Origin of the sequence: Devosia sp. 1566, assembly GCF_004005995.1 — a bacterium.
Lineage (GTDB): Bacteria > Pseudomonadota > Alphaproteobacteria > Rhizobiales > Devosiaceae > Devosia.
The window spans coordinates 3,214,681-3,236,282 of sequence record NZ_CP034767.1; the positions used below are offsets into that span (position 1 = coordinate 3,214,681).

Below are 21,602 nucleotides of genomic sequence, written 5' to 3' on the forward strand. Positions count from 1 at the left end.
CTGGCGCGCTATCCTCTTGAGGAGGTAAGGATATCGACCTCGCCCTTGTCCCTTTGTAGCCCCCGCCCTTGTGGCGCTCAAGCCGGGCGCAAAGTCCCTGCACAGCGTCCGAGCGCCCGAAAGGAGCATGACAAGAGCCCACCACGGCGGAGCGGACAACCGCCATCGGTAGGCAATCCTGGCCAGTTATCTACCCTAAAATCAGCTGCTCGGTGCCGCTTCCCCGTAGGCCGCGCCCTTGGCTGGGCCAGGTTTATCCACTGACCCCGCGCTTTCTCCGTCAAAGCCCCTTGATCCCCACCGCCCATGTGCTAAAAGCCGCCCCGAAGCCAGCCGGGCACCCGCCCCGCCAGCCTCCCAGCGCCGGGCTCGCTCACAGCCCACCGATGCCGCTTGCGCATTGGGGAATAGTTCAACGGTAGAACAGCGGACTCTGACTCCGTCAATCTTGGTTCGAATCCAGGTTCCCCAGCCACACTCTCAGCAAAACTCCAGGTTTTCCGCAGGTTTCAGCCAGCTCTAGCCGGCCAAATCGTGGGCTTTCCCACCGCTTTGGCCACCAGATTGGCCACCGGCGTCGTCTGCTTGGCTGCGAAGCAAGTCCGAATCTGGACGGGGACGCTTCGCACCTGCTGCAGCGAGACCGGTCATGACGGAGAGTGTCATGGCTTCGGATAGCTTCCTGCGCCTCAAGGGGCGCACCACCTACTTCCGCCGCAAGATTCCTGGCGACTTGATGAGTCGCCTTGCGTCAACTGAAATCTGCTTCAGACTAGGTGTTCTCAACCGAGATTCGTCGGTGCAGCTTGGGCGGCGCCTGGCCGTCGCGGTCGATGCGTTTTTTGTGTCTGCGCGTAGGGATAAAATGTTGTCATCACCTGACCTGACTGCTTTGCTGGGAGCCGCTCTGGCCGATTGGCGCGCCAGTGTGCAGCCTGTCCCCATTCCGCTGGTCTCGACCCGCCAACAGGCCAAGACCATGGCGTCGCTGGCTGATGGCCTATTGCGGCAGCAAGGTGATGGCTACCCAGTGATCGATGATGCCTTCATCACCGAGAAATTTGGCTCGGCGGGCATTGCTGTCCCGTCAGACCCGGTTACACGACGCGTCGCCAGCACTGTTCTAACCACAGGCATGGCAGCACATTATCTGGACACGGCGGCGGCCATCGCCAGACAGAGTGGGCTCGACCGGGGTTTCCGAAAGCTCCCAGCTGCGCAGTGGGAAGAGCGCGCGGAGCGGCTTCTGGCGCCCTATCACCACGCGGACGGACTAGATCAAGTCGTGACGCCACGATTGGCGCCGCCCGATCAGGCGCAAGCTGCGGCGCTCGTCACGCCGATCGGCCGACCGTCCTCGTTGCCTGGCGCCATGTCGACCAAGTTCGAGCGCGAGGCGGGGACGAGCTTTTCAACGCAAGCGCCCTACCTCGTTGGCGAGCGGGTCAAGGCCAAGCAGGTTGGGCCGGATGCGGTCATCAACCTTGGTCCCTCACTGAGGCTTTGGCTACAGATTTGCGGCGACTTGCACATCGGCAGTTACTCTCGGCAGCACATGGCCGAATATCGCGCCATGTTGATAGATACTCCAAAGATTTATTGGCGATCCAAAGCGGAGCAAGAAAAAACTATTCTGCAAGTCATTGTCGAGGCGGCGGCGGCAGGACCGAACTACGTCCGAGTGTCACCCAAGACCGTCAACAAACATCTGTCGAATATGAATTCGGTATTTGAGGCAGCCAAGGTTGCTTCGGCCATAGATCGAAACCTGCCGAATTTTGCCGAGGGTCTCTATCTCGAGACCGGAGTTGAGGTGAGCGGGCTGGAGGAGAACGAAGAGCGGCCGGGCTATACCCGCGATCAAGTAGAACTGTTCTTCCGCCACCCGGTCTACGCGGGCCGGAAGAGCGCCTATTTTTACAACGACACTGGCACCGTCGTCATCAGGGACGCCATGTACTGGCTCCCTCTGCTGGCGGCCCATGAGCTGATGCGGCGTGAGGAAATCTGCCAGCTCAAGGTGAGGCATGTTCGTGAGGAACACGGCATCTGGTTCTTCGACCTTTTACACCGCGAGATTAAGCTGAAGCGGGCTTCATCCCGTCGCAAGGTGCCGCTGCATAATGCGATCCTTGAACTGGGCTTTCTTGACGAGGTTGTGGCGGGTCGTAACCCGGATGAGCTGTTGTTTCCCGAACTCGCGCCCAATGCGAAGGGCTCGTTCAGCGACGGTGTCGGCAAACGCGTAGGCAGGATGGTCGATGCCCTGGGCATCAAGTTGATCCGAGTAGACGCTTCCGAGGCAGATGGAGCCCTTCATCCGTTCCGCCACCACGGCATAACGCAGCTCGAAAACACCCATGAAGTCAAAAGCGGCATCATTGACGCACTTACTGGCCACTCCTCAAAAGACCGCAAGAGCGAACGGCGCCGTTACACCGACGAAATATATCTCTCAGTACTGCACGACACGATCAACAAGCTGGACATCCCCGTGGATTTGAAGCTGCTCAATCAATGCTGGAGACAGCATTCTCTCTATCAGAAAGGGGGCGCAAGCTAGCGTGGCACCTTTAAGTCGTACTCGGCTTCAAGCATTTCGATGATCTTGACGAGTGCTCGATAGATGCTGAGTTCATTGGCGCCGAAACGGTAGTGGCCGGTGATAAGTTCTTCAGGTTGAAGCCCGTCCATGCTGGTACGGCGCTTCTCTGGCTCGCCATTGCGTATCATCGTCACTGGGTAACGAAACGATCGACCCTCGCCCTCCCACACACCCCAGGAACCGTAGTTTTGAATGTTGTCGTTGTAACACTCGTTGCCGATTATTGCTTCCATACGGACAAGCAGATCGCGGAGCGGGCCAACCTTTTCGCGTGTGTCGCGAACGTAGCGAAAACTGCTGAGCCCGCCTTCGATCTCATCACGTTGTGACGTGAACCAGTCGTGTTTCTGGGCGGCCTGACGTTTTAACTCGGAGACCGTCTCGCGGGGCACGTCTTCTGGCCACGCGCTCAGCTCTGCAAAGGCTTCTACTTCTTCCGCAACAAAGGATGCCTTCTCTTCCCATAGCGAACTATAGCCGTCCGCGGATTCTAGAATCTGCTCTCTGACCCCTTCTGCTGGGCCGAAGTCCAGCTCCAGGATCGCCGCATATCCATCGCATTCGGACTGAATGAAATAGTCCTGCATGTCCGTATCGCCTGGCCATTCTTCCTTGGCGGCGAGCTTAATGGCAGCAAGGATATCGCCAGGAACGTCCGACATTTCAGGTGTGCTCCATCACATCATCTAGTTTGGTGGCCTTCACGTACCGGGCAGGATTCTCGTTCACAGCCAAAGCTTCGAAGTGCGCAACGCCGCACGCAATCTTGGCTGCCTCCTGGTCTCGCAGGTCGTCGGTGAAGAGGCTGCCCTTGGTCTCGACCACGAAATAGAGGCGCTCCTGACCATCGACCTGCACCAGCACTGCCCAGTCGGGGTTGTAGCTTCCCAACGGGGTCGGGACTTTGAACCAGCCGGGCAGCTTGGCATAGACCTTCACCGCCTCGTTCTTTTCCATCTGTTCGGCAAAGGTGCGCTCGACGCCGCTGGAGTCATAGACAACGTGCTCGAACACGGACTTCTTGGTGTCTTCGAGCATGTTCTTGAGGTAGCCGGTCAGCTCCTCCTGCTGGAACAGCTCCTGGGCATAGAAGTGCTCGTCGCCGATGCGCTGGTATTTGATGCCATCGACCAGCGCGAGGCGCTTGGTGCGGTTGATCAGCTCGCCAGCCTGCTCAATGAAGGCCTGGGGGTTGCGCTTGAAATCTGTAAGGCGACCGCTTCCGGTCAGGATCGTCACCAGGCTGCGCCGGGTCAGCTGGGTGCGGTCCTGCAAGTCGGTCAAGATATCGGGCAGGACGATGTCGCCCTCCTCGATAGAGACCGGCCCGGAGGTGGACGTTTCCGTCGCGATGACGCCACCCTGGCCGATGGCAAGGTCAGCCTTGCGAATAGTTGCCCGCGCCTTCGCTATCGGCGCGCCTTCGGCGATAGCCTTAACGCAATCGGCAACAAGCTTGTCGTTGTCGAATTGGACGCGGTAGGTTGTCAGATGCTTGACCCGGTCCCACAGCGCCTGAAATTCCGGGCTGTGAAAGACTTCCTTGCGCACGGCTATCGGACGGCGTTCGTCGGCGTTCTTGATCTCAAGCCGGCCGGCTATCTTGCGCAGAACATCCCGGACCTGGGGCAAGTGGGCGGCGTAGGCGTCGGGCAAGGTCAGCGTGCCGTTCTTGATGGCCGTGCGTAGCGTGTCCTGCACCTTACCCTTAGTGTCGATGAACCCCTCGCCCTTCAGCCAGTCGTAGATGGCGGCCGATTCATCGAATCCAAGCATGACGGTGGAACCGTCCTCTTGCTGAATCGGGATATTGGCAAACTGGTGCTTTTCGACAATGCCGAAGCGGATGCCGGTATCGGCCTCGATTTCCTTCTGCAGATTTTCGGCGAAGGACTCGTAGCTCTCGGTGGCGATCACGGTGAGCGTATTGACCTCAAAGCCCCGTAGCCGCTCGCCCTTCTGGTTGACACAAAGGCGCAGGCCACGGCCGATGGTCTGGCGGCGCTCGCGTTCGGTGCCCATTTCGCGTAGCGCACATATCTGGAAGACGTTGGGGTTGTCCCAGCCTTCCTTGAGAGCGGAATGGGAGAAGATGAACTTGAGTTTTGTGTCGAAACTCAAGAGCTTTTCCTTGTCCTTCATGATGAGGCTGTAGGCGCGCTCGGCATTATCACGGTTGGACTGGTTATTCTCGGCTGTGTCGGACCAACGTTTGTTCTTGTCGATTGAGAAGTAACCGTCATGAACCGCTTCAGCGTCGGAGGTTACGTCCACTTCCTTGAACAGGCTTACAAAGTCGGGAAGCTTTGCGGCACGCCGATACTCTTCCTCGAAGATGGTGGCGTATTTGCCCTTAACGGCGTTTCCAGCCTCGTCATATGAGCGGTAATGCTCCACGGCGTCGATGAAGAACAGGCTCAGCACCTTGATGCCGAGCGGCGCAAGACGCTTTTCCTTCTCTAGATGCTCTTGGATGGTGCGGCGGATCATCAACCGCTTGATGGCGTCGGCATCAACGCCACCGACGGCTTCGCCTACACTGAGAAACGCCTCGGAACCGTCAGTCTTTACTTCAAGGAAGGGTGTATCGCCCACCCGGATTTCGCCAATGCGGCAATTGTTATAGAGGGCGCGGCCGGTTAGCTCTTCCAAGTCATCGCCATCCTGGACGGTGACTTCCTGGCGCTGGACCTTGGTGCCACGCTGCGCGTCAAGCTCCACGCGGGCGGTAATGGTGCCGCCTTTGTTGCTGGCGGATAGGAACCGGAGATAGGCCTTGTTGTGGCCGCCCTCGACTTCAAGCGAAGCCACCTCGATCTGCTTGACCAGCTTCCGCTCATAAGCGTCGACGGCATCGAGTCGATAGACCATGTGATGCTTGTTGGCGTGGGTGGCCGAATAGCGCAGGGTGCAAAGAGGATGCATGGCATCCAAAGCCTGCTTGCCGCGCCCATCAAGGCCACCGTCGACGCTTTGCGGTTCGTCCACGATGATGATCGGGCTTGTGGCGCGGATCAAGTCGATGGGGGCTTCACCGCCGGTTTTCTCGCTATCCTTATAGAGGTTGTTGACGTCCTTCTTGTTGATGGCGCCGACGGTCACCACCATGATCTGGATGGTCGGGCTAGTAGCGAAATTACGCACCTGGCCAAGCTTTGCGGAGTCGTAGAGAAAATAGTCGGAGGGCTGACCGGAATAGAGTCCCTTGAAATGATCCTCAGTGATCTGAAGGGTCTTATAGACCCCCTCCTTGATCGCAACGGACGGCACGACGATAACGAACTTGGTAAAGCCGAAGCGCTTGTTCAGCTCGAAGATGGTGCGCAGATAGACATAGGTTTTGCCGGTGCCAGTTTCCATTTCGACGGTGAAGTCGCCAGAGGCGAGACTGCTGGAAGGCGGCAGGCCGTTACGGAGTTGGATGGCTTTTAGGTTGTCGATGATCTCATCATCGAGCAAGGCTAAACGGTTGCCGATGCCGCGCTCGTTTTCGACCAGTCCAAGCTCACCCTGCGCACCCGTGGACGCGCGGCGGGTGACAGTGAATTCGGTGCGGTTGACTTCCTGACCAGCAAACAGGTCGCAGACAGCTTCAATAGCAGTGTGCTGATAATCTAGGTCGGGCTCGAAGTGGAGCTTCATGGCCGGTCCCTCACAGACTACGCACGTCGAGAATGCCGTTCTGGTTCAGGATGGCAGCCATATTGGTCTTGGCGACGTCGTCTGCGAAGCTGGAATCTTTAAACACGACGCGGGTATCGACGGCCGGTGCCAGCGCCTTGCGCCACGCGACAATACCGTTGGCGAGCGCCTCCACCACGTGTCCAGTGAGGCCATCACCAAGGCAAACGATCAAGGTCCCGCCGCCGATGGAATGAACGGACTTACCCGCAATTTCTTTTTGTTCAATAGGAACGCAAAGATCCAGGCCCAGCTTTAGCAGGAGTTCATAGAGAACGTCCTGCTCTGTCCGGCCTTGAACCAGGTGTTCCGAATTGGCAAGCAGGGTGCCTTCAATGTCCGACGGGGTCGGGTCCCATGAGCGGATGTTTGACTGGGCAAGTTTGAACACGCGAAAACCAAGATCGCTTGCTCCGACAGTAACTTCGCTTTCGATAGTTTTGGCCGCCCTGCGCAGTCGCTCCTTTGTTAGTTCGGCTATGTTTCGCGGCTTTCCAGCCTTATCGCAGAAGGCAGCAGCGGCCTTTTGCTCTTTTTTGCTTGGATCGAGTGGCTCCGGTAGCTGAACAAGAATGAATCGTCGATTGCCCTGATCTCCCGCGTTTAGAGACCAGACAGACTGACCGGTCGTGCCGCTTCCAGCAAAAAAGTCCAAGATCATCGCGTCTTTGTCGGCAGCAGTCGCATACTCAATCAGCCGCGCTATTTCTACATGGTCCTTTGGATTGTCAAAGACCTTCGCCCCCATCAATCGCCGCATGTACTTGGCAGTAACCTGCGCTTGCTTGTAGAAATAAGAACCGCGCACCTGTGTAGCGAGCTCATCCTCAGCGTCGGCATCAACCAGGTCAGCGGCATCATCTTCTTCGGTGTCTTCGAATTTACCTATGAACTCGAAGTCTATTGGTCGAATGTGAGATTTTCTAACTGGCGGCTCGGTATGATCTTCGCGAAATTCTACGATTCCTAGTTCGATCATGCGGGCCATCGTATCTGGTTGAGCGAAGACCCACCCTCTCTCAGGGACTGCGCATGGTAGTTTGGTCACCGGATGGATAACGTCGTACCTAGGTCCACCACCTCCCGGCCAGGAAATATTATCGTCGCGCCACGGACCATGCTTGTCGACGTGTTTATAGCGACTCCATTTTTTCGATGGGTGAGTTTTGGGAAGCTCAGAGTACCACTTCTGAAGTTCTGTCTCGACGGCAGCATCATCAGAGCCGTTCCGCTCGCGGAGAATGACGTACTGCTGCCAGATCTCACGGGCGCCAGGCTTTTCTTCTCGCCATTTGACATTCTTTTCGTTCAGAAACCCCAATGACGAAGCATAGACAACAACATACTCGTGACCAACAGAGACTAGCTTCGCATCATTCTTACGACTCTTCTCCCAGACAATGGTCGCTATAAAATTCTCCGCCCCAAAAATCTCATCGCACAAGAGGCGTAGGTTCGCCAATTCTTGATCATCAATGCTGATCATGACTACGCCATCCCTCTTTAGAAGGCCTTTCGCCGCCTTCAAGCGGGGTAGCATCATGCTTAACCAGTCGGTGTGAAAACGCCCCGAACTCTCGGTATTGGACGTAACCTTCACGCCGCCTTCGAGCTGTCGTGTAAGTTCAAGGTAGCTTTTAATGCCGTCTTGAAAGTTGTCCGGATAGACGAAGTCCTTGCCTGTGTTGTACGGTGGATCAATGTAGATGAGATTTACTTTTCCAGCGTAGCTCTTTCGAAGAATCTTGAGCACCTCTAGGTTGTCGCCCTCAATAACAAGGTTCCTGGTCGTATCCCAATTCAGACTGTCCTCGGGGCAAGGCAACAGCGTACCGGTGGAGGGTGCCAGCGCAATCTGACGCGCCTTGCGCTTGCCGTGCCAGTTGAGCCCATATTTTTCGTCGTGCTCATCAACGGCGCCGCCGAGAAGTTGCTTCAGAACTTCAAAATCGACCGTGCCTTCAGTGAATGCCTCGGGGAAGAGCGTGCTCAGAGCCTCGACATTGCCAGCAACCAGATCTGCGCTCTGGGTTTCTGGGTCATTGAGGGTTAGCTTTTCGATCTTGGGCATTGGCACGGCTTTCTCAGGTCAAATGCTTTGCATTATGTTGGCAAGTTCAGCTTCCACACGCTGAATCGCCAAGTTCAAATCGACAAGGCGGTTCAACTGCTTCTCGCGCTTGGCCTTGGCGCGCAAGGCTTCAATTTCCTTGGTCAGGCGCGAGTGGTCGTCCAGGGCCGCGCGCCGCCGCGAAATGGCGGTGCTGTCGTTTGTCGCCACAAAGGCGCCGGACACCTGCGCGGCGTTTAGTGCTTCGATGCGGGCAAGCCAGCCGGAATAGAGGGCATGGAGGTCTGCCCGGTTCTGCTGCGGCAGGGCAAGGCTTTGCAGGAAGGCGCGCTGCACGACATCTGCCGGATCAAGCCGCTGGTCAGTGGTGGCGACAACATGGTCGATGACGACGCGATCGACCTCGTTCTGGGCCTTACGTTTATGCGCGACGGATATGACAGCGCCGTTGGCGTTGGCGGTGATGAGCAGTACCGGGTATGGAACCGCACGGTGGATCAGCTCGATCAGCCGCGTGCTCTTCGCCGCCGGGCGAAAGGCGCAACCGATGATGGCGATTTCCAGATAGTCCCGTGTTTCATCTGCAAAAGACGGCACACCGATGGTCGCGGGCTTGCAGGCGGCAAACCATTGCAGCTCGTCAATTCCGTCCTGGATAGCGCGTTTGTCGGCGGCTGTCGGCGCGCCTTGTTCTACCAGCATTTTTTTGGGGACGCGGGCATCGACCCGCGCACTGGCCGGCAGGGCCAGCGCTTCGACAATGGTGCCAATAACGCCGTCGGCGGTCATGGTCCCTCCGTTTCGGGCACGACGACCAAGAAGGCCACGACCTCAAAATCGTTGATCCCGGCAAACTCACCCTTAAGGGCATGAGTACCACCTGGCGAAAATAGACTGGCGACGGCCCGCTCCTCGCTCTTGCCGGCTATCGAGGCAACGGCGCGGGCCAGAAGCTTCTGGTACGGTTCCATATCGCGGCCGAAACGGGTGGCGTTGTCGAATCGACCATAGGCTTGAGCATCGGGCAGATCGCGCCCGATGCTCAGCTTCTTGAGCCGGTCGAGTACCTGCTTGGCCTGGGTATAGGGCAAGTGGACCTCCCCCTCGTCGCTGACATGTACGACGAAATGGGGGCTCAAGGGGTAGCCTGGTTCGGCGGCGCTTTCTGCGGCTTCGCCAACCGCCCTCAGGCAGAAGATGGCGCCGGGTGGGATGGGATTGTCGCCACTACCGAATTGATCGTCCGGCGTCGTGACCACGGCATAGGTTCCAAGCGGCAAGGCCTCCAGCCGCTCTCTGTTCTCCCGCAAATAGCCGGACAGATCGATGCGGAAGTCATTGAGGGTAAGATCGGCAATGGAAACGCCGCTGGATAGGTCTTCGAGGTCGATTACGGCGTCTTGCATCTGCTGCAGCTGGGCGCGGCGGTATTCCAGGTCGTTCATCTGGTTGCCGGCCTGAAACTCGATGACGTTCTCCTCGCCGGTGGCGGAAACGTCCAGCAGCACCATGCGACCGCTGACGCGGGATTCCAGATCAAGATATTCGTCCAGCTCCATATTAGGCCAGAAATTGACCAGTTGGATTCGGGCGTTGGTTGAACCGATGCGGTCCACGCGGCCGAAGCGCTGAATGATCCGAACCGGATTCCAGTGAATGTCGTAGTTCACCAGGAAGTCGCAGTCCTGAAGGTTTTGGCCTTCGGAAATGCAGTCGGTGGCAATGAGCAAGTCGATTTCCCCTTCGCCCGCCATATTGGCCGGGCGCTCCTTGGAGCGGGGTGAGAAGGCGCTGAGGATAGAACTCATATCCGAGCGAATGCCGCCAAGCGTGGTCTTGTTGGCGCCGGTGCCGGTGACGACGGCGGCGTTGACCCCGTGGGTGTCCCGCGCCCAACCCGCCAACTCCCTATAGAGGTAGTCAGCCGTATCAGCGAAGGCGGTGAAGAGCAGGATTTTGCGGTTCCCCGCATTGAGCGGCGCCGTCACCTTGGCGGCGATCAGCTTTCTTAGGTCAGCAAGCTTGGCATCGCGGTCAGCGGTCACCGCCTGGGCCGCAGAGCGGAGCGTCATCAACCGGTTTCGATCTTCGATCAGGTCTTGCTGCCAGCGGACACGGTCAACGTCTTGCAAGAGGACCTTGACCTTGCGGCCGACAAGCAGCGCCTCGAAGGCCGCATCATCCACGTCGATGTCATCAACCGCCAATTCATCGACGGAATCGTCGTGGTTCTCGATCTTGGACAGCAGGGAATTCACATCGTCCAGCTGGCGCTTGATCGTAAGAGAGAAGGAGGCCACAGAACTTTCCATGCGCTTCAGAATGTTGACGCGCATCAGGTGGATCAGGCTCTCCTCTCGATCTGCCTGGCGGAAAATGCTCTCGCCGCCACGAATGCTGGTGCTGTATTTGGCGTCATAAGCGGCCTGCTTATGTGGCAGTACATACCGCATCGGCGCATAGGCGCCGAGCTTGAGGCGTCTGATCTCATTGTTGATCTCGCGGATCGGGCGGAACTCGCCGGCAAGATCAACGTCGGACTTGATGTTGACCGGACGTAGCCGGTCCGGAAACTGGCCGGTTTCGGCAGTGCCATAGTACCGCTGCACATGCTTGCGGGATCGTGCGATGGTCAGCATGTCCAGGAGCTTGAAGTAGTCAAAGCCCAGCATGTCCATGAGACGTGACGGTCGGCGTTCGGTCTCGGCGAGGTCGAGCCACCGGTTGAACTGGCCCTGCGCCTTGCGGATCGTCGTCTCTATGCTGGCAATGCCATGGCCCGCCAAGGCCATGTCGTCGCCTTCGGTCATGAAGGCAATCTGGTTCTTCAGATCAGCCAGCCGATTGTTGACCGGGGTGGCCGAGAGCATCAACACCTTGGTCTTTACGCCTGCCTTGATGATGCGCTTCATCAAGTGGTCGTATCGAGTGTCGTGGTCTCTATGTGTCGTCTTGTTACGGAAATTGTGGGACTCATCGATCACGACAAGGTCGTAGTTGCCCCAGTTGACGTGTGTCAGGTCGATGTCACCCGACATGCCACCTTCACGGGACAAATCGGTATGGTTCAGCACGTCGTAGTTAAGCCGGTCCCCTGCCAGGACATTCCGGTTGTCATTGGATTTGTATAGCGTCCAGTTGTCGCGCAAGCGTTTCGGGCAAAGGACGAGGACGCGGTCATTGCGAAGCTCGTAGTACTTGATGACCGCCAACGCTTCGAAGGTTTTGCCCAGACCTACGCTGTCGGCGATGATGCAGCCGCCGATGCGCTCAAGCTTATCAATGGCGCCCACCACACCGTCGCGCTGGAACTTGAAGAGCTTTTTCCATACAGCAGTGTCGCGGATGCCGGTCGCTGACTTGACGATGCGCTCCTCGTCCAGCTCGTCACCCAAATCCTTGAACAGTTCGAACAGGAATTTGAAATAGAGCAAGGCCGGCGGCCGTTGCGATGCCGTCTCGGCCAGGAGGGCCTGTAGTGGGTCGGGCATGGTTGGAGCCTTGAGCGAATTCCAATTCGCCTCGAACCAGTCGGCAAAGGCTAGAGCTTCCGCCTCGGTATCGGCCGCCTGAACCAGGCCCATCTGCCCCGTGGGCGTGATGCCTAGGCCAGCAGTGGTAAAGGAACAGGTGCCGAGTAGAGCACGCCGACCCGCCTTGCCACCAATCAACACCATAGATTGTGGCGGCGTCATTGGCGCTAGGCGCGTTTCCGCATTGCTCTTAAGCCAATCATGGGCGGATCTGGCGAGCCATCGGCCCTGCAACCGATTGCGATAGGCGATGTCAGCAGGGCCGCCAGACAGGGAAGCGCCATTGACGGCATCATTGCCAATCACCAAGCGGGCGCTGCCCGCCTTCCCAAGCGTGTCGCGCAGTTCCGAAAAGGCATTGAGGGAGAAATCCGGCGACATGATCGAAACGGCGTCGTCTTCGGCCAACCATTCTCGAACTTGGTCGATGACGCGGCTTGTGCCGGTATTAGGTAAAAGCCTCATGCCAGAACCGATCCCCCAAGTTCGATTTGCCCCAAAGGTTTGTGACAGACGATCTACCTCTGGGGCAACCTTAAAGCCAGGATGGGGGCGACCATCCCTACAACATCGAATTTATCCTTCGGTCGGTGAATTGGAATCGACTGGGTCAACCCCACTATCGCCAATACTGCCGCCGACGGCCGCGCTCACTGCACCAGCGATGTCGTCCAGGGCCTCAAGCAAAGCGCCATGCTGGCATTGGGTCGAGGCGGCGGTGGCCAGTTGCCGCCATTGTAGCCTAGGTCGATATCATATCGGACCCGAACATAGTCACCGGCTGCCGCCACCGCTTCGATGAAGCGGCGCGACTGACGCTTGATCTTCAACCCAACCGCCTCGCATTGAGTCAGCATGGCCTGGATATCGTGATTGAATTTCCGGATTTCTTCCGGGGTATGCCCAGACAGGCAGAGGAAGGCGCGCAGATACGTTTCCAGGGCGTGGAGATATAGCAGCCGACGGGGATTTGCAGTCGCCAGGCGAGGCTCACGCCCAAGCACATCGCCCGAAAGGCGATATTCGTCGGCAAGCAACAACACGCCATATGGGGTCAATCCCCCACCCGATACTTTTGCCACCGACGCCTCCAGGGCCATCCTGCATATGACGGCAATAGAGCCGTCTGCACCCCGTGTGGCAAGGCCACTCCAACTGCTTGCCCAGCAAGCCTTCGGCGCCTGCCCATGGGCAGGCTCCGCAATTTTTGAGACCCGCAAAGTGAGCACCGCTTACGCGGCGGCCTCCTTCGCCTTCTGCAACCCGGTCAGATAGTCGGCGGCCTTCTGGGCATAAGACGCAGCGGTGAAAATGGCCCGCTTATCGTTCTTCAACACCTTCAGCCAGTTTCCGATATAGGCGGCATGATCCTTGCGAACCGTCGGGGTGATCTGCATATCGGCACACAGGAATGCGGCGCCCAATTCCGCCACCAGTTCCTCGGCCGCATAGCCTTCATCGCCCCAGCGTTCGCGGCCAAAACTGCGATCCAGCCGCGACTTGTGGCGCGTCCAGTGCGTCAACTCGTGCAACAGCGTGGCATAATATCCCTCTGGCTCACGGAACGCCTGGAAGTCTGGCATCTGCACCATATCCCGGTCTGGCTGGTAAAAGGCCATCGTCCCGCCATTCCGAACCTCGGCGCCAGTGGCAGCAACAAACCTGTCTACCTGCTCTATGCGCTGGGAATGGTCCAGCATCACCACCGGCGGCTGGAGGAACCTGGCCGGCAGTCCCTCGATCTGGTCAGCATTGAAAACGGTATAGGACTTGAGAAACGGAATACCGCGCTCTGCTTCCTCGCCAGTCTGTTCGTTGATCTCGGTGCGGGTCAGGGTTCCGGCGTAAACTACCATGGTGCCTTTTTCACCCTTGCGCACATGGGCACCTAATTCCTGCGCCTGCTTGAACGACATCCAGGTTGGCGACAAAAAACCGTTCTCGCTGGCCGATGCCCAAAGCATCAGCACGTTGATTCCCTGATAGGCCGCACCATTGGCGCGCAATGGCCGGTTGAGCTGGCCGCCTTCACCACCGGTTTCCCACGGTTGCATCCATGGCCGAATACCAAACTTCAAGTCCTTGATGATGGTGTCCGTTACGGTCTGATAGAGGTCTTTCTTCACGTCGGTTTCTCCTAGCTTGCGGGTTCGCATGAACCCGGGCTAGCTCCCGGCAATGAGGGGGACTTTGAGTGTCCAGCACCGACCCTGGTGGAGGGGGATCACCCGGCCTGCACGACCAGCGGGAGGAAGGGTGGGGAGACCGCCAGGGTCGCGCCCATGGGCGTCTAGTGCTTGACGGGAAAAGGGGGGCGCAGCCCCACCCAGAAAGAAGAAGTCGCCCACGGCAGCAATCTGTAGGAGAAGCATGCTCATGCCGCGAACGGGACAGCTACCGCATGGCCGAGACCTTAGGCTCGGGGCACAGCCAATGGCCCGTCAGTTCGCCCTATCTCCCAAAAAGGTCCGTCCGCCCCAGGTGAGCGGCCTCTCAATGGTCTGGCAATTGAGGAAGTGATTGTTAAGGCCCACGACCAGCGGTTGTTGCAAGACAAACCATGTCCCGACATTCTGCCAAGACGGGAGGATCGGGCATGGCAGGATTTACGAAAGAAGAAGTCGCGGCGGAACTCGCACGCCGCGAACAGGCACAGCGTGACATCGAGACTGGCCGATCCGAACAAGCCCAGCGCAATCGAATTGCCAGCGCCGATACCGAGTGCCTGCGCTGTTGCACGCCGTACAACAGCGTCACGGGCGCGCCCATGGTCTCTGCGAACTATGTTTTGACGCAGACTGATGACGCCCGACGTAGACCAACAGTCCCAACGAAGCCACACCAATCTCTACCGCTTTCGCCGCATGAAGTGGGGCGGCCCACCGTCGCGATTCAAGCTAGCCCACGTGCTGCGTGCCAGACCCCAACCCGACCAACCACCCATCAAAGTCGAAACAACGCAGGAACCCTCGGTCGTCCAGTTGGATCGGATCAAGCACCCATGGTCGTCCATCGATGTGGCACTGCTGGTGTGCATCGGCATTTCGTGTGGCGTCATTGCGGTTGTCCTGACGAGCTAGCCTGCCGCTAGCGCCTTGCGGCCACGAACAGCGCCATCGCGTGCAACGTGAGCGCGCACATGGCTCCCAAAACGGCCGTCCCGATATCCACCTTTCCACCTGCCATGGGCGCGAGGAGCATGGTCGCCACCACCGCCACCGCAACGCCGTTGAGGAACTGGGCCACGGTGCGCCTGCCTTCTCGATCAAGTCTCATGGTCATCTCCTTGCTATGACGCAAGGATACGGCCTCTGGCGTGGACGGGGATAAGGGCGATAAGCTCATCGGGCGGAGGTGGCCATGAAGGCATTGGTGGATCGGTTGAGCGCCGAGCTTTCCTCAAAATACATCCAGTATATCGCGACGTTCATGGTGGACCTGTGGAGCGAGGCCGGCTTTATCGAGTTCCGCTGCGGCTTCTGCCTTCGGCGCGATCATGAGCTGCGCCGCTTCACACTCAAGGTGCCAGCGGTTGCCGGCGAAACCGATAGCGAACGCGAGCTGCTGATCGTCGTCATCTTCGATGAGATTGAGGAGCTGGTGGACAAGGCAATTGCAGAAGATCGGGTCGGTGCCAATTGATCAGTCGCGTGCCGGATACTGGTGCAGCGGTACGGGAGCGTGAGCGTTTGGTACGCAAGCTCCTCGCCGACCTTCGGCGCTTCGAGAATGTCCCAGCGCACCGCCGCGAAGCTGAATGCGCCGACGAGGGCGAGGTGACCTGCCGAGGCCTGCTGCGCGAACTCGGGATCGACGTGTAGCGCATGTGCAATCTGTATTCCGTCACCACCAACGTGGAGGCCATCCGGGCCTTTGTTCGAGACATGCGCGTCGATGAAATGGAATAGACGGCATACAAGAAGGCCCGGATAGCAAGCTATCCGGGCAAGTTGATCGCAACACACAGAAAGAGGCGTTCTTTCCCGCTGTCAGGCCTTAACCCCGGCCAAGGGAGTCAGGCCTTAGCCGTCGGCGAGCCGCCGCTGCCGCTCAACCGCCTCGCGTTCGGGCAGACCGAGGCGAAGCTTTTCAATGAGCGCATCGACCAGATCGCTGGGCTCGGGATAGGTCAGACCGGTGGCGCGGTTCCAGCGAGTGTGCGAAGCCGGCGCAAGCTTGATGACTTCCGCCTCAAGACGCTCGATTTCGGGCTTGCTGCCGTCGATGGGCACATAGACGGCGCGGCAATATTCCAAGACGAACAGGGAGCGCAGGCGCTTGGCGGTGTCGGCGTCGGGATGCCCCTGCTGCGACAGGCGACACCGGTACATGCGCCCGCAGTTGTAGACCTTGGAAAAGTAGTGGCTGTAAGTCTCCGAGCCCGTCCGGTGCCGGGCGTGGATGCGCTTACGAAAGTTTTCGTTCGCCGCGCTGGTGGAGCCGATATAGCTGATCCGACCTTCATGATCGATCAGGGCGTAGATGCCCCGCTGGTCAGAGGGCAGGTCCGAAGTCCGCACCGGTTCCATAGTGACCAGACGCTGCAATATCTCGTTGGCGTTCATGTTTTCTCCTTTTTGACGCGCGTGAACGGTCGAGCCACCGGCTAACGGTGACACGCCGAATTGGATAAGTTCGTTTGATGCTAGCGTCGGTGACCAGCACCGCGCTCGGGGTCTAGGACTGGTGGGACAGCTCGCGCCGGTCAATTTCGACCCAGGCCACGGCTCTGACGATGCCCCAATTGCCCTGCTCGTTGGGTCGTCGCCAGCGCGGCTCACTCATCTTTGCCAGAGCCTTCAGGGCCGTATCGAAGTCCTCGATCGTGACTTCACTGCCCTTCGCGCCGATCGTGTAGCCGTTGCGGCGACGCAGGCCCGGATGGAAGAGCCCTCCATCAGCCGCCTGCGGCACACGCAATCGGTCCGGCATGGCGGTTGTGGCCACCTGTTCCTCCTGCCAGATAGAGGGCCAAAACCCTGGACGGCTGCTCAACCACCGCAATGCTTCTGCTGCCGGGATGCGCCCTTGCACGGAGGTAAGTTGCGGCTCCTGGCCGGACATCAGGTTGCGAACACGCCCTTCCGACAGGTTGCCCAGCAGTCCGACTGCCTTTGGTTCGAGCACCCCCGCCCCCAGGTCCAGCGCCTGCCTGCCTGCGGCCAGCACGATGATACGAGTAGGAACCTCATCGTGCGCGGCGGGAGGGGCCTTGCTCACCAGCCATTCGGCTGATCCGATGGCGGCCGCGACCCAGTCCGGCCGCCGGTCGCGCGGGAGCTTCTCAAGCAGGGCGCCGTACCGCCCGTAGAATGCAAGTCCAGCGAAGAGCTGTACAGCGCTCCAGTTCTCGACCTTTGGCGGCCCCATGGCGGCCGTTGTGCCCGAGGCTGCTTGCTCAAACGCTTGCCACGATCGCGCGCACTGAGTCAGCCAAGGGATGACCAGCCAGTCCGCGCCGTCGTCGTTCAGTGTGCGCTGCCAATCATCCAGCCGAGTACCAAAATCCGCCTGCACATCTGCCTCCATTCGTTATTCCTACAGTTTCACGTTCAGCCTCTTTCGTCAACGTACAATCTTCACGAAAAGAGGCTGACGGAGAATTGCCAGGCAGGTAGGCGATGGTGCTGACGCCCTCGAATGCGGCGATGCCGATAACTCAACCCTCAATGCCCATGCCGCTAACGCTCTCGATCATCGTCGCGGCTCTTGTCTCGTGGCTTCGGGGTGTCCGCCGGCCGCTCGCCCTCGCCTCCATCTTCTGGCCTGCCGGGCGAACGGCGTCCAAGCAAGCGATCACGTTCCTCCTGCGAATAAGCTGGTGCATCCGCAGCACGCCCGACGTCGCTGGCGGCCACATCGCCACCATCACGGTCTCGCTGTGGTGCGGCTCGACCGTGACCGCGCTCAAATACAGCCTGCACAAGCTCCCAGACGGTAGCTACACGCTCCCGCTGCAACGACAGCCACCCATGCAACCGGGCAAGGTTCCGCGCCATGACCGTGCGCCACAGGTCGCCGCGCTCGGTGCGCTGTCCCTGGCGCTCCAGCGCCATGGCGATATGGCCGATTTTCGGCTGCGGTTCGCGGTCAAGAACAACTGCCTCCACCTCCAGCGCCTCAGCACGCTCATTGTCATTGGCGGCGCGCGCCTCAGCCGCCTGACGCTCTGCATCACCGCGTTGGGCTTCGAGGGTACGGTGGTCAACGCGCTCCTGATGCCCGGCGCGGTCCAGGGCATGATTGACATGCTCGGCCCACTCCTCACGCCATTGACCTAGGAGCGCGCGATCATTCCAGGACCGGTCCTTGTTACCGAAACCGGCCTGGGTAATTTGCCGTAAGGTGAGCATGACATGGGCGTGCTCATTGCGCGCATCGCCTTTGCGGTGCGAGGCATGGATGGCAATATCGGCGATCATGCCATGGGTCACGAACGCTCGACCGACAAAGCCGCGCACCAGCTCCAACTGCGCCGCCCTGCCCAGCTCGTGGGGCAAGGCCAATTGCACCTCACGGCAAAGCTGCGCATCACTGCGTTTCTCGACGCGCTCGACCGTGTTCCACAGGGCCTCACGGTCCAGCATCCAGTCCGGCGTGTCGGCCGGCGCCATGATTTCCTCATGCAGGATGCCGCTGCGCCGCTCATAGTCGTGGACTAGGCCAGTGCGCTCATCGGCAATGCGCCCGCCAGAACGATAGGCCGCAGCCGCCGTGGCTGATCGACCATCAGCGCGGGAAATGACCTGGGCAGACAAACGGTAAATGGCCATAGCCCTTCCCTTCCTCGCTCACCATTGCGGTCCAGCAGGCATGATGCTGGCGCGGGGGTTTGGGGATTGTGCGGGACATCCCCATTTCGACCACTGGTCGATGCTGGGGAAGCCGTCCGGCTGGGGCAAAGCCCCATTGAGGACGCGCACGTTACGCAGTAATGTATAAGCGCGCATTTCCAACTTCAAGGCCCTTGCCTCCCTAATGTCCGCTTCCAAAACCAACCGCATTAACGAACTGGAAGCCCAGAAGGCCCGCATCGAAGCCCAACTCGACCAGCACAAGGTTCGACAGCTCCGCCAGGACACGAAGCGCACCGATCGGCTTCACGTCTTGTTAGGCTCGTTCCTGCTGGCCGATATGAAGCGCAACCCAAAGTTAAGGGCCTACGTGGAACGACATCTCCTCGACTTCCATACGAGGCAAAGGGATCGGGATTTTCTCGCCACCTTCCTCGACGGGCTGCCGAAGGACGAGTGAATGCCGCAGTTTCCCACCGACCTTCTGGGCTGGGCCCTCTTTGTCGCCGTCGTTGGATTCTTCATTTGGGTATTGTGGGGTCTATTCGGCCGCGAGTGGATGCGTGACTGGCGCCGGAAGCATCCCGTTGACCGCACCGCCGAAGGTGGCCCATGGCGCGGGGGTTTTCTGGATGAGGTGGACCTCAAACACCTGGGCCGGAACAGGGGTGGATTGCCGCTAGGCATCCATGCCGGCAAAATCGTCCGCTATGTCAAGGACGATGAGAAGGGGTGGCTCGGGGGGCACCATGCCGTCATCGCCGGCACTCGGGGCGGCAAATCCGTTTCGGCGCTGGTGCCGGCAATCCTCGATCATGTCGGTCCTGTTGTCGCGTTGGACATCAAGGGCGAGCTGGCCACCATCACTGGCAAGCGTCGGGAAACGACCGACCGAAAGGTGGTCATGCTTGACCCGTTCCGCACCACCAAAACGAGGGGCTTTGCCTATAATCCTCTGTCTTTCATCCGTGACGGTCACCGAGACCGTGACGCGGCGGTAATCGCCGACGGGTTGGTCCTGACAGAAACGGGCGACGGCGCCCATTTTTCGGACAGAGCGCGGGATATCCTGCAAACGGCTATCGAGGTCGTACATGAACTGACAGGGGCAAAGGCCAACCTCCACGACGTTCGGAGCCTGGTGCTCAATGCCAATTTCCTCGACACGCTGGCCGCCTGGTCGGACGCCTCTGACCTGGCCGGCGGCCGCGCTGCCGAGTTGGCGGGGTCGCTCCTCCAAATGGGCGACAAGGAACGGGGCGCAATTCTCTCTACTGTGGCGCGCTCACTTAAATGGACAAGTGCCGGGCATATGCGTGCCTTCCTCGCACCCGAGAAGGGATTCCAGCTCGATCTGCTGCTCAAGGGTAATGTCGATCTGTTCATCGTCATTCCCTTGGACCAGATCGGTCCTCAGGCTGGTTTCCTGCGTCTGTTGACCAACTTGTTGTTGGCCGTGATGGTGCAACAGGATGACCGGGGCAAGGCCGAGCAGCCGGTGCTGTTTGTCGCTGACGAATTCACCAGGTTGGGGTTCATGCAGCGCATCGTCGATATTGCCACCGTGGCCGCTGGCATGTCACTTGAAACGATCTTCGTGCTGCAAGATCGGGGCAGCCTCGAAGCTGTCTATGGCCAGTATGCGGCTGACACCATTCTGGGTTCCTGCGCCACCACGCGGGTTTTCAATCTCGGCCGCGCCGATCTCCGAACCGCGAAATGGCTGTCGGACGCGTGTGGTTTCAAGACCGTCCTGAGTGAGGGAAAGACCTTCCAGAAGATAAGCAATGACCAAGCCACCAGCCAGTCTGAAGTCAAGGAAAGCCTACTCAGCGTCTCGGAAATTCTAGAACTTCCCGCGGATCAAATGATTTGTCTGATACGCGGGCGAAGCCCGGCGAAACTAGGCCGTATATTCCACTTCAGTAATCCCAACTATAGGATCCAAAAGTGATTGAACAGGTACGAGATCAAATCGAGCAGGGCGCCGAACCCTCACAGCATTTTATGCAGGTGCTCGCATCGGTAGCCGCCGAGCAATTTGGCCGTGACTACACTATTCCTCCGAATGCCCTCATAGTGGTCAATGACTACCTCTCGTCTATCAATCAACCCCCGCTGCCCGAAGGCGCTGATGCCAGCACTCTATACGCAATAATTCATACTAAGCTGGGCGACTATCTCACCGCGGACAATCGCACCGAGGTGACCCTTGGGCTTCTAAACGTGGTAATTGCACTACATGCATTCGCCCCCACCCCAGGATATCAAGAGCGCTTGAACCATCTCGCACAACAATGGCAAGCGTAGTCACAATTGGCCTCGATCCGGGCTGAGGGTGTGTGTGAACCGGTTGAAGTGGCCCCGGAGACTAGCTCCGGGGCACCCTCCCGCATAGGGGAGGATAGGGAGGCCCATCAGGCTGAGGGATGTCAACGCTTGGGTCGCCCTCCCGCATCAGGGGAGGATTGTCTTCATTTATAGAAGTCAGTATGCATAAGCGTTTCCCCGGTGCCTACCATTTGCGTTAGTTGTTAGCTACCGCCGCGCGCCCATGTTATCGCCTGATGTGCTGTGGGCGCTGCTCGTAAGCTGCCATAGAGTCACATGAGCCTGATAGGGTATGGAGTGGCCTATCCCTCAACGCTGGGACGACGCTGTAACGGCCTACGTCGAACACCTCCGCCGTTGCCAGGATCGACGTAGCTCCGCTGTCACTCAGCTGGGAGAGTACGCCGCCAACACAATGAAAGCCGAACGAGATTGCCGCTGCATTGGCCCGGCGCCACGCGGCTAGTGTATGGCGGCTATGGTGTGCTTCTCGCCGACTGACCTGACCAGCAACATCTTCGACCTTCTGGGTGCCGTGGTGCTGGGGGCTGTCATGACGATGCTGTAACAAGGGCCAACGGCATCAC

Annotated in this window: 17 protein-coding genes and 1 tRNA gene; 7 read left to right on the forward strand and 11 right to left on the reverse strand. The window is 58.9% G+C overall.

Annotated features, from left to right (window positions below; genetic code table 11):
- Positions 1-401: 401 nt before the first annotated feature.
- Both ELX51_RS15435 and ELX51_RS15440 read left to right on the forward strand, forming a co-directional pair.
- A tRNA-Gln gene (locus tag ELX51_RS15435) sits at positions 402-475 on the forward strand.
- Positions 476-664: 189 nt separating this feature from the next.
- The gene (locus ELX51_RS15440; protein WP_164854888.1) at positions 665-2,563 is read left to right on the forward strand and encodes a hypothetical protein; all 1,899 of its coding nucleotides are present in this window, start codon (positions 665-667) and stop codon (positions 2,561-2,563) included.
- Here the strand turns inward: ELX51_RS15440 and ELX51_RS15445 are convergent.
- The 8 genes from ELX51_RS15445 to ELX51_RS15480 all read right to left on the reverse strand — a co-directional run bounded on the left by ELX51_RS15445 (position 2,560) and on the right by ELX51_RS15480 (position 15,166).
- Positions 2,560-3,267 (reverse strand): hypothetical protein, encoded by a 708-nt coding sequence (locus ELX51_RS15445; protein WP_127754357.1) that lies wholly within the window; start codon positions 3,265-3,267, stop codon positions 2,560-2,562. The two genes, ELX51_RS15440 and ELX51_RS15445, sit on opposite strands and share 4 nt — an antisense overlap.
- A gap of 1 nt (position 3,268) precedes the next feature.
- Positions 3,269-6,247: a DEAD/DEAH box helicase family protein gene (locus ELX51_RS15450; RefSeq protein ID WP_127754358.1), complete on the reverse strand. Its 2,979-nt coding sequence runs from the start codon at positions 6,245-6,247 to the stop codon at positions 3,269-3,271.
- A 10-nt stretch (positions 6,248-6,257) separates the two neighbouring features.
- A complete protein-coding gene (locus ELX51_RS15455; RefSeq protein WP_127754359.1) occupies positions 6,258-8,357 on the reverse strand; it encodes a site-specific DNA-methyltransferase in 2,100 nt (699 codons plus the stop codon).
- A gap of 18 nt (positions 8,358-8,375) precedes the next feature.
- Positions 8,376-9,146 (reverse strand): DUF4391 domain-containing protein, encoded by a 771-nt coding sequence (locus tag ELX51_RS15460; protein WP_127754360.1) that lies wholly within the window; start codon positions 9,144-9,146, stop codon positions 8,376-8,378.
- Positions 9,143-12,355 (reverse strand): helicase-related protein, encoded by a 3,213-nt coding sequence (locus ELX51_RS15465; RefSeq protein WP_127754361.1) that lies wholly within the window; start codon positions 12,353-12,355, stop codon positions 9,143-9,145. Before ELX51_RS15465 ends, ELX51_RS15460 begins: the two co-directional genes overlap by 4 nt.
- A gap of 185 nt (positions 12,356-12,540) precedes the next feature.
- Positions 12,541-12,972: a hypothetical protein gene (locus ELX51_RS15470; RefSeq protein WP_127754362.1), complete on the reverse strand. Its 432-nt coding sequence runs from the start codon at positions 12,970-12,972 to the stop codon at positions 12,541-12,543.
- A gap of 150 nt (positions 12,973-13,122) precedes the next feature.
- A complete protein-coding gene (locus tag ELX51_RS15475) occupies positions 13,123-14,016 on the reverse strand; it encodes a zincin-like metallopeptidase domain-containing protein (RefSeq protein ID WP_127754363.1) in 894 nt (297 codons plus the stop codon).
- 961 nt (positions 14,017-14,977) lie between these two features.
- Positions 14,978-15,166 (reverse strand): hypothetical protein, encoded by a 189-nt coding sequence (locus tag ELX51_RS15480; protein WP_127754364.1) that lies wholly within the window; start codon positions 15,164-15,166, stop codon positions 14,978-14,980.
- Between the two features lie 84 nt (positions 15,167-15,250).
- Between ELX51_RS15480 and ELX51_RS15485 the strand changes: the two genes are divergently transcribed.
- Together ELX51_RS15485 and ELX51_RS20440 are read left to right on the forward strand one after the other, a co-directional pair.
- Positions 15,251-15,532: a hypothetical protein gene (locus tag ELX51_RS15485; protein WP_127754365.1), complete on the forward strand. Its 282-nt coding sequence runs from the start codon at positions 15,251-15,253 to the stop codon at positions 15,530-15,532.
- A 47-nt stretch (positions 15,533-15,579) separates the two neighbouring features.
- Entirely contained in the window at positions 15,580-15,711 is a 132-nt protein-coding gene (locus tag ELX51_RS20440) for a hypothetical protein (RefSeq protein WP_282567562.1), read from the forward strand.
- Positions 15,712-15,912: 201 nt separating this feature from the next.
- Here ELX51_RS20440 and ELX51_RS15490 read toward each other — a convergent pair whose 3' ends face one another.
- The 3 genes from ELX51_RS15490 to mobQ all read right to left on the reverse strand — a co-directional run bounded on the left by ELX51_RS15490 (position 15,913) and on the right by mobQ (position 18,663).
- A complete protein-coding gene (locus ELX51_RS15490; protein WP_127754366.1) occupies positions 15,913-16,455 on the reverse strand; it encodes a hypothetical protein in 543 nt (180 codons plus the stop codon).
- A gap of 112 nt (positions 16,456-16,567) precedes the next feature.
- Positions 16,568-17,419 (reverse strand): hypothetical protein, encoded by an 852-nt coding sequence (locus ELX51_RS20160; protein ID WP_206524642.1) that lies wholly within the window; start codon positions 17,417-17,419, stop codon positions 16,568-16,570.
- 152 nt (positions 17,420-17,571) lie between these two features.
- Positions 17,572-18,663 carry a MobQ family relaxase gene (gene mobQ, locus ELX51_RS15500; protein ID WP_127754367.1) on the reverse strand — a complete coding sequence of 364 codons (1,092 nt, stop codon included), beginning with the start codon at positions 18,661-18,663 and terminating at the stop codon, positions 17,572-17,574.
- 205 nt (positions 18,664-18,868) lie between these two features.
- Here mobQ and ELX51_RS15505 point away from each other — a divergent pair, with 205 nt between their 5' ends.
- Genes ELX51_RS15505 through ELX51_RS15515 form a run of 3 tightly spaced genes read left to right on the forward strand, consistent with a single transcriptional unit; the run spans position 18,869 to position 20,994 of the window.
- The gene (locus tag ELX51_RS15505) at positions 18,869-19,144 is read left to right on the forward strand and encodes a hypothetical protein (protein WP_127754368.1); all 276 of its coding nucleotides are present in this window, start codon (positions 18,869-18,871) and stop codon (positions 19,142-19,144) included.
- The gene (locus ELX51_RS15510) at positions 19,145-20,638 is read left to right on the forward strand and encodes a type IV secretory system conjugative DNA transfer family protein (RefSeq protein ID WP_127754369.1); all 1,494 of its coding nucleotides are present in this window, start codon (positions 19,145-19,147) and stop codon (positions 20,636-20,638) included.
- Positions 20,635-20,994, forward strand: a complete 360-nt coding sequence (locus tag ELX51_RS15515; RefSeq protein WP_127754370.1) for a hypothetical protein — start codon at positions 20,635-20,637, stop codon at positions 20,992-20,994. Before ELX51_RS15510 ends, ELX51_RS15515 begins: the two co-directional genes overlap by 4 nt.
- Positions 20,995-21,602 lie beyond the last annotated feature (608 nt).

Bases quoted from the DNA above. Each gene is read 5' to 3' on its own strand.
- ELX51_RS15450 (WP_127754358.1), bottom strand. From the start codon at position 6,247: ATGAAGCTCCACTTCGAGCCCGACCTAGATTATCAGCACACTGCTATT.
- ELX51_RS15505 (WP_127754368.1), top strand. From the start codon at position 18,869: ATGTCCGCTTCCAAAACCAACCGCATTAACGAACTGGAAGCCCAGAAG.
- ELX51_RS15485 (WP_127754365.1), top strand. From the start codon at position 15,251: ATGAAGGCATTGGTGGATCGGTTGAGCGCCGAGCTTTCCTCAAAATAC.
- ELX51_RS15455 (WP_127754359.1), bottom strand. From the start codon at position 8,357: ATGCCCAAGATCGAAAAGCTAACCCTCAATGACCCAGAAACCCAGAGC.
- mobQ (WP_127754367.1), bottom strand. From the start codon at position 18,663: ATGGCCATTTACCGTTTGTCTGCCCAGGTCATTTCCCGCGCTGATGGT.
- ELX51_RS15480 (WP_127754364.1), bottom strand. From the start codon at position 15,166: ATGAGACTTGATCGAGAAGGCAGGCGCACCGTGGCCCAGTTCCTCAAC.
- ELX51_RS15465 (WP_127754361.1), bottom strand. From the start codon at position 12,355: ATGAGGCTTTTACCTAATACCGGCACAAGCCGCGTCATCGACCAAGTT.
- ELX51_RS20160 (WP_206524642.1), bottom strand. From the start codon at position 17,419: ATGGAGGCAGATGTGCAGGCGGATTTTGGTACTCGGCTGGATGATTGG.
- ELX51_RS15460 (WP_127754360.1), bottom strand. From the start codon at position 9,146: ATGACCGCCGACGGCGTTATTGGCACCATTGTCGAAGCGCTGGCCCTG.
- ELX51_RS15445 (WP_127754357.1), bottom strand. From the start codon at position 3,267: ATGTCGGACGTTCCTGGCGATATCCTTGCTGCCATTAAGCTCGCCGCC.
- ELX51_RS15440 (WP_164854888.1), top strand. From the start codon at position 665: ATGGCTTCGGATAGCTTCCTGCGCCTCAAGGGGCGCACCACCTACTTC.
- ELX51_RS15510 (WP_127754369.1), top strand. From the start codon at position 19,145: ATGCCGCAGTTTCCCACCGACCTTCTGGGCTGGGCCCTCTTTGTCGCC.
- ELX51_RS15490 (WP_127754366.1), bottom strand. From the start codon at position 16,455: ATGAACGCCAACGAGATATTGCAGCGTCTGGTCACTATGGAACCGGTG.